The sequence below is a fragment of the Archangium sp. genome (assembly GCF_036389735.1).
In the GTDB taxonomy this organism is placed as follows: domain Bacteria; phylum Myxococcota; class Myxococcia; order Myxococcales; family Myxococcaceae; genus Archangium.
On record NZ_DASVWK010000281.1, the window covers coordinates 1 to 8,242 of the forward strand.

2 protein-coding genes are annotated in these 8,242 nt (G+C 70.6%); both read right to left on the reverse strand.

Going from position 1 to position 8,242, the window contains the following annotated elements:
- Positions 1-6,006 (reverse strand): amino acid adenylation domain-containing protein (locus VF794_RS09985; protein WP_331109125.1); only part of this gene is annotated, 6,006 nt, incomplete at its 3' end.
- On the reverse strand, positions 5,999-8,242 hold a 2,244-nt coding region (locus VF794_RS09990; protein ID WP_331109127.1), incomplete at its 5' end, for an amino acid adenylation domain-containing protein. The genes VF794_RS09985 and VF794_RS09990, both read right to left, overlap by 8 nt.

Sequence of the window (8,242 nt, forward strand, 5' to 3'; positions counted from 1 at the left end):
AGTGAGCATCGGCAGCGAGAGCGGTTCCTGGGCCGGATGGGCCAGGAAACCCTCCAGGAGCACCTTCATGTGCCCCAGCAATTGCCCGGCGAGATCCGCCGTGAACCGCTCCGTCTTGGCCGCCATCTTGATCAACAGCTCTCGGCCGGGCACCGCCGTCAGGTTGAGGGGGAAGGTGAACCGCTCGAAGGCATCGAAGTCCCGCACGTCCAGGGTGCTGGAGCGCTCCTTGACGGCGGTGTCGACCGGGAGGTTCTCGAACACCAGGATGCTGTCGAACAGGGGCAAACCGCGCGGAACCTCGCTCCACGTCTGCACCTGCACCAGCGGGCTGTGCTCGTACTGGCGCATCTCCAACTGCTGCGCCTGGAACCGTTGCAGCCACGTCACCACCGTGTCCCCAGGCCGCAGCTGCACCCGGACTGGCAACGTGTTGATGAACAGGCCCATCATCTCCTCGGCCCCCTCCAGGTCCGGCGGGCGGCCGGACACCGTGGCTCCGAAGATGACGTCCCGCTCACCGCTGTACCGGGCCAGCACCAGGCCCCACGCCGCCTGGACCAGGGTGTTCAGCGTGACCTGGTGCTGCCGCGCGAAGGACTGCAGCGCCGCGGTGGTCGCGGCGGTGAACTGGACACGCCGCTCCTGGTGGTCCAGCTCGCCCCGCTTCGCGTCCGGAGTCCCATCGCCCGGCATCGGGGTGGGCATGGGGAAGCCGGCCAGCGTCTGTCGCCACCACGCCTCCGTCTGGGCGAAGTCCTGCTTGCCCACCCAGGCGATGTACTCGCGGTACCGGGGAGCCGAAGCCACGGTGGGCTGCTCTCCTCGTGCGAACGTCTCGTAGAAGGCGAACAGATCCTTGAAGATCAGGCCGAGGCTCCACCCGTCCAACAGCAGGTGGTGGTGCGTCCAGACGATGTGGTGGACGCCTTCGGCCAGCCGCATCACCGCCACTCGCATCAGCGGTGCCCGCGACAGCTCGAACCCACGGGCACGATCCTCCGCGAGGAAGGTCTCCAGCCGCGCCCGCTGCTCCGTCTCGGACAGCCCGCGCCAGTCCAGCTCCTGCCACGGCAACTCGGGCCGGGCATGGACCACCTGGACCGGCTCGTTCAGGCCCTCCCAGCGGAAGGAGGTTCTCAGGATGGCGTGCCGCTGCACCAGCGCGGCCCAGGCCCGCTGGAACACCGCGGTGTCCAGCGGCGAGTGGAAGCTCCACGAGGACTGCACCAGGTACACGCCGGTACCCGGCGACAGCAGCGCGTGGAAGAGCAGGCCCTGCTGCATCGGGGACAGCGGATAGACGTCCTCCACCGGCTCGCCCGGAGGCAGCACGCGCGCGAGCGTCTCGCGCTCCAGCCGCGCGAGTGGGAAGTCAGCCGGGGTGTAGCGCAGCGCGTCCGCGGACGTGCGCTGGGAGATCAGCTCCCGGAGCGCGCCCAGGTAGCCCTGGGCCAGTGCCTCCACCGTGGCGCGGGTATGGAGGTTCTCACTGTAGCCAAAGGTCAACCGGAGACGACCCTCGAGCACCAGCCCGTTCACCTCGAGCAGGTGGGTGCGCAGGCCGTGCTCGCTGGCCGCGGGGCCGCTCGGCTCGCGCGCGAGGGTGAACAGGGAGGAGGCCTGGGCCGCCGTCCCGTCGAACTGGCCCAGGTAGTTGAAGGCCACCTCCGCGCGAGGCATGGCGCGCAGCCGCTCCACGGCCTCGCCCTCGCCCAGGTAGCGCAGCAGCCCGTAGCCGATGCCGCGATCCGGCACCTGCCGCAGCGAGTCCCGCACCGCCCGCAGCACATCGCCCGGGCTGGCGTCCGTCGGGGCCTTCAACCGCACCGGGTACACCGAGGTGAACCAGCCCACCGTGCGTGACAGGTCCACGCCCGGGAACAGGTCCTCGCGCCCGTGTCCCTCCAGCTCCACGCGCAGCTCGCTCCCGCCCGTCCAGCGCTGGAAGCCCAGCGCGAGCGCGGCCAGCAGCACCTCGTCGGTGCGAGCCCTCCAGGCGGCCGGCACCTCCTGCAACAGCGCGCGCGTCTCCTCCACCTCCAGCTCCACCGTCAGTCCGCGCGCGGAGGCCAGCGTGTTCGCGCCTCCCGGCCCATCCACCGGCAGCGCATGCCCCGTGGGCGAGCACTCCTCCACCCACCGCTCCAGCTCGCGCCCGAGCTTCTCCGAGCGCGCGTACTCCTGGATCTGCCCGGCCCACGCCTTGAAAGACGTGCTCTTGGGCGGGAACGCCACCGCCTCGCCCCGGCGGAGCTGCACGCAGGCCGTGCTCAAGTCCTCCAGCAGCGTGCGCCACGACACCGTGTCCACCACCAGGTGGTGGATGATCAGCAGCAGCCGGGCGGGCCGCGCCGGGCCCAGGTCCATCAGCACCGCGCGCAGCAGCAGCCCCTCGGTCAGCTCCAGGCCGCGCTGCTCCTTCGCCCCCGCCGCCTCGATGGCCGACGGCAGCTCCGCGTCCGTCACGCCCGACAGGTCCACCCGCCGCAGCACGAGCGACCGCTCCAGGCCGGTGTTGTGCTGCTCCCACCCGCTGCCCTCGCGGGTGAAGCGCATGCGAAGCACGTCATGGTGCTCCACCAGCCGTTGCAGCGCCCGCTCCAGCAGCGCCGCGTCCAGGCGCTCGCGCACCTCGATCAGCACGGCCTGGTTGAAGTGGTGCGGCTCGGGCTGAGCCGACTCGAGGAAGGCCCGCTGGATGGGGGTGAGGGGCACGGGGCCCTTCACCACGCCCTGCTCCCCGGCGGGAGCGCGCGCCTCGCCCACCACGGGCGCCAGCTCGGCGATCGTCTGCCGCTGGAAGAGCTGCTTGGGCGAGAGCGCCAGCCCCGCCTGCCGGGCCCGGGCGATCACCTGGAGGCTGACGATGGAGTCGCCGCCCAGCTCGAAGAAGTTGTCGTGGATGCCGACCCGCTCTACCCCCAGCACCTTCGCCCAGATTCCGGCCAGCGTCTGCTCGGTGGCGTTCCGAGGCGCCACGTAGGGCCTGTCCTCCGCGGCCCGCACGGACTCCGGCGCGGGCAGCGCCTTGCGATCCACCTTGCCGTTGGCCGTGAGCGGCAGGGCCTCCAGGCACACGAAGGCCGAGGGCACCATGTACTCGGGCAGCTTCTCCTTCAGGAAGCCGCGCAGCTCGGTCGCCCCCAGCGTCTTCGGGGCCGCCACGTACGCCACCAGCCGCTTGTGGCTCCCGGTGTCCTGCCGGGCCACCACCACCGCCTCGCGCACCTCCGGATGTCCGAGCAGCGCCGTCTCCACCTCGGACAGCTCCACGCGGAAGCCGCGGATCTTCACCTGGCTGTCGATGCGGCCCAGGAACTCCAACACCCCATCCGGCCGGAAGCGGGCCAGGTCCCCGGTGCGGTACATCCGCGCCCCGGGCTCGCTGGAGAAGGGATTGGGCAGGAACTTCTCCGCCGTCAGCTCCGGCAGCTCCAGGTAGCCCCGGGCCAGGCCGTCACCGCCGATGTACAGCTCTCCCGGCATGCCCGCCGGCAGCGGGTGCTGGTGCCGGTCCAGGATGTAGATCTGCGTGTTGCCGATCGGCCGGCCGATGGGCACCGAATTGCCCACCTGCTCGGAGCGCGTCATGCGGAAGCAGCTCGCGAAAGTGGTGCTCTCGGTGGGGCCGTAGCAGGCCGTCACCGGGATGCGCAGCTCCTCCAGCGTGCGCCGCACGTGGGGCGCCGACACCACGTCGCCACCCGTGAGCAGCTGCTTCACCGGCCGCAGCCCCTCCAGGTTCGCGTCCACCATCTGCGTGAAGAGGCCCGCCGTGAGGTGCAGCGTCGTCACCTGATGGCGCGCGAGCAGCTCCTCCAGTTCCTTCACGTCGCCCGGCGCGTGGGCCGGGAAGAGCACCAGCCGGCCGCCGTTGAGCAGGCAGCCCCACACCTCCAGCGTGGAGGCGTCGAAGGAGATGGGCGCGATGAGCAGGAAGGTGTGCCCCTCCCCGAGGTCCGCGTAGTCCACCCCGCGCACCAGCCGCGCCACGGAGCGGTGCTCGATGCACACGCCCTTGGGACGGCCGGTGGAGCCCGAGGTGAAGTCGATATAGGCCAGGTTGCGCGCCGAGGCGCCGCTCTGGGGCGCGTGGGTGGGCTCCCGGACGATGTCCTCGCGGGCCTCGTCGAGCAGCACGACCTTGGCGCCCTGGGTGGGCAGGGCCTCCAGGTACCGCCGCGTCGTCACCAGCACCTGCGGCCGGGCGTCCTCCACCATCGAGACGAGGCGCTCACGCGGGTACGTGGAGTCCAGCGGTACATAGGCGCCACCGGCCTTGAGGATGGCCAGCAGGGAGATGATGAGCTCGGGCGAGCGGTCCACGCACAGGCACACCCGCACGTCCGGCCCCACGCCCTCGCGGCGCAGGTACCAGGCGAGCTGGTTGGCCCGGGCGTCCAGCTCCCGGTACGTCAGCCGCTCGCGCGCGTCCTCCACGGCCACCGCGTCGGGGCGCCGGGCCACTTCGGCCTCGAAGAGCGCGTGCAGCGTGGTGTCCCGGGGGAACTCCGTGCGGGTGGCGTTCCACTCCACGAGCACCTGGTGACGCTCGGCCTCGGGGAGCAGGGGTAGCTGCGACAGGCGGGTGTCGGGGGCCGCCGCGATGCCCTCCAGCAGGCATACGAGGTGTCCCGCGAAGCGGGCCGCGGTGGTGGCCTCGAAGAGGTCGACGTTGTACTCCAGCCCGCCACTGAAACCCTCGGGGCCATCCGCCATCACCAGGCTGAGGTCGAACTTGGCCGCCTGGCTGTCCACCTCGAGCTCGCGCAGGCTCAACCCGGGCATGTCCAGCGCGGGCGTCTGCGCGTTCTGGAAGGAGAGCATCACCTGGAAGAGCGGGGAGCGGCTCAAGTTGCGCTCCGGCTGCAGCTCGTCCACCAGTTTCTCGAAGGGGACGTCCTGGTGATCGTAAGCGCCTTGCGTCACCTCGCGCACGCGCGCGAGCAGCTCGCGGAAGGTGGGGTTGCCCTCCAGGCGCGTGCGCAGCACCAGCGTGTTGACGAAGAAGCCGATGATACCTTCCAGCTCTCCGCGGCTCCGGCCGGCGATAGGCGAGCCGACGCTGATGGCCTCCTGGCCGGTGTAGCGGTGCAGCAGCGTCTGGAAGGCCGCCAGCAGCAGCATGAAGGGCGTAATGCCCTCCTTCTTGGCCAGCTCCTTGAGCGACGCCGACACCCTGGGCGACAGGCGCACCGGCTGGAGCGCGCCCCGGTGCGTCTGCACCGCCGGGCGGAGGCGATCCGTGGGCAGTTCCAGCGGCTGCTCCGAGCCCGCGAGCTGCTTGCGCCAGTACGCGAGCTGCGCCTCGAGCACCTCGCCCTTGAGCCAGTCGCGCTGCCAGGTGGCGTAGTCCGCGTACTGGTGGGACGGGTCGGGCAGGGGCAGGGCCTTGCCGGTGGAGAAGCCGCGGTAGAGCGCCGCCATCTCCCGGATGAGGATGCCCATGGACCAGCCGTCGGAGACGATGTGGTGCATCGCCAGCAGGAGCAGGTGCTCCTGGTCGCCGAGCTGGAAGAGCAGCACGCGCAGCAGCGGGCCGTGGGCGAGGTCGAAGGAGCGCCGGGCCTCCTCGTGCATCAGCCGGAGCGCTTCCTGCTCGCGCGTCTGGGCCGGGAGGGCGCGCAGATCCTTCACCTCGAGCCGCGGGGTGAAGGGCGGGGAGATGACCTGCACCGGCGTGCCTTCGTCGTTGCGGAACGTCGTCCGCAAGGCCTCATGGCGTCGCACCAGCTCACCGAAGCTGCGCTCCAGCGCGCCCAGGTCGAGCACGCCCTCCAGCCGCACGGCCGCCGGCATGTTGTAGAGCGGGCTGCCCGGCTCGAGCTGATCCAGGAACCACAGCCGCTGCTGGGCGAATGACAGCGGGAAGGAGGAGATCGTCCTCGGCTGGCGGGGAATCTCCTGCTGGGGCGCCTGTCCACCGCGCTCGCGCAGCTTGCGTAGCAGCTGCTCCTGCTTCTCCTTGGGGAGGTTGGCGAGGCGCTTGTAGATGTCACTCATTGTTGCTGGCCTCCTTGAGGCGCTTTTCCTGCGATTCCGATGAGGTTTCCGACGACGGCTCCTCCGCCTCCAGCTCGGCCATGAGCATTTCCAGCTCATCCGGCGACATCTGGGAGGCTTGCGCCGTCACGATCTGTTCCGCGAGGTTGGCCACCGTGGGCTCGTTGAAGAGCTGCCGCAGCGGCAGCTCCACGCCGAAGTCCCGGCGGATGCGCGAGACGATCTGGGTGGCCAGCAGCGAGTGGCCGCCCAGCTCGAAGAAGTCATCGAGCACACCCACGCGCTCGAGGCCGATCAGCTCCGCCCAGAGGGCAGCCAGCTGGCGCTCGACGTCGTTGCGAGGCTCCACGTAGGGCCTGGCCAGCGCGGGGCGCTCGCCATCGAGGGCCGGGAGCGCGGCCGTGTCCAGCTTGCCCGAGGAGGACAGGGGCAGGGCCGCCAGGGGCACGAAGGCCGAGGGCACCATGTACTCGGGCAGACGGGCCTTGAGGTGCTGGTGCAGCGCGCTGGCATCGAGCGACTGGCCCGAAGCGGGGACGACGTAGGCCGCCAGGCGCTTGTTGCCTGGGGAGTCCTCACGCAGCACGACGGCGGCCTGATGGATGGACGGGTGGGAGAGCAGCGCGCTCTCCACCTCGCCCAGTTCAATGCGGAAGCCGCGCAGCTTCACCTGCGAGTCGAGGCGGCCGAGGAACTCCAGCTGGCCGTCGGACAACAGGCGTACCTTGTCCCCCGTACGGTACATGCGGCCGCCGTCGGAGGAGAAAGGGTTGGGCACGAACTTCTCGGCCGTGAGCTCCGGACGGCCGAGGTAGCCGCGAGCCAGACCGGGGCCGGCGACATACAGCTCCCCGGGGATGCCGACAGGGACGGGGAGCAGGTTCGCGTCGAGGACGAAGAGCTGCACGTTGGGCAGGGGCCGACCGATGGACAGGGGCTGGCCGGGCCGCAGGGCGCCGGTGATGGAGGCGCAGATGGTGACTTCAGTGGGGCCGTAGGCGTTGAGGAACGAGCGGCCCGGAGCCCAACGCGAGAGCAGCTCCGGGGAGCACGCTTCGCCCGCGGAGATGAGGGTCCTCAGCGAAGGAAGCTGCTGAGGCTCGAGCTGCGCGAGGACGGAGGGTGTGAGGGTGACGGCGCTGACGCGCTGCGAGGTGAGCAGCGAGACGAGGGGTGCACCGGGGAGGAGATCCTCGCGAGAGGCGAGCACGAGGCAGGCACCAGCCAGCAGGGTGGAGAAGACCTCGCAGACGGAGGCATCGAAGCTGAAGGCGGCGAACTGCAGCACCCGGCTGTCGGGGTGGAAGCCGTGGGCGGTGACGGTGGAGAGGGCGGTGTTGCACAGGCCGCGGTGGTGCAGCAGGGTGCCCTTGGGGGTACCCGTGGAGCCCGAGGTGTAGATGACGTAGGCGAGGTTGTCGGGCAGCACGGACGAAGAGGGCGCATGCTCGGGCTGGGCGGCGATGGTGCTCCAGTCCGAGTCCAGGCAGAGCACCCGCTGGCCGTCGATGGGCAGCACGCTCCGCAGGGCCTGCTGGGTGAGCAGCAGCGGCACGGCGGAGTCCTTCAACATGAAGGACAGGCGCTCCTTGGGGTAGGCCGGGTCGAGCGGGACGTAAGCACCACCGGCCTTGAGGATGCCGAGGATGCCGACGAGCATCTCGAAGGAGCGCTCGACGCCGAGGCCGACGCGCACCTCGGGACCGACACCCAACGAGCGCAGGTGCCAGGCGAGCTGGTTGGCGCGCGAGTCGAGCTGGCGGTAGGTGAGGGTGTCGTTCCCCAACTGGACGGCGAGCGCGTCCGGAGTGCGCCGGGCCTGGGCCTCGAAGAGCTGGTGGGCGCAGGCGTCGCGCGGGTACTCCACCCGCACGTCGTTCCACTGCACGAGCACCTGATTGCGCTCGGCCTCGGAGAGCAGGGGCAGGGTGGACAGGTGCTGATCGGGGTTGGCGGTAGCGGCCTCCAGCAGCACCCGCAGGTGGTCGAACAGGCGGGCCACCGTCGAGGTGTCGAAGAGGTCGACGTTGTAGTCGATGGTGCCGCGGAAGCCCTCTGGAGAGTCGGCGAGCGACAGGATGAGGTCGAAGCGGGCCGTCTGGTTGTCGGACTCGAGCGGGCGCAGGACGAGCTCACGCGGGGAGAACTCGGCGGCGGGAGCGTTCTGGAAGGCGAACATCACCTGGAAGAGCGGCGGGTGGCTCAAGCTGCGCTGGGGCTTGAGCTCCTCGACGAG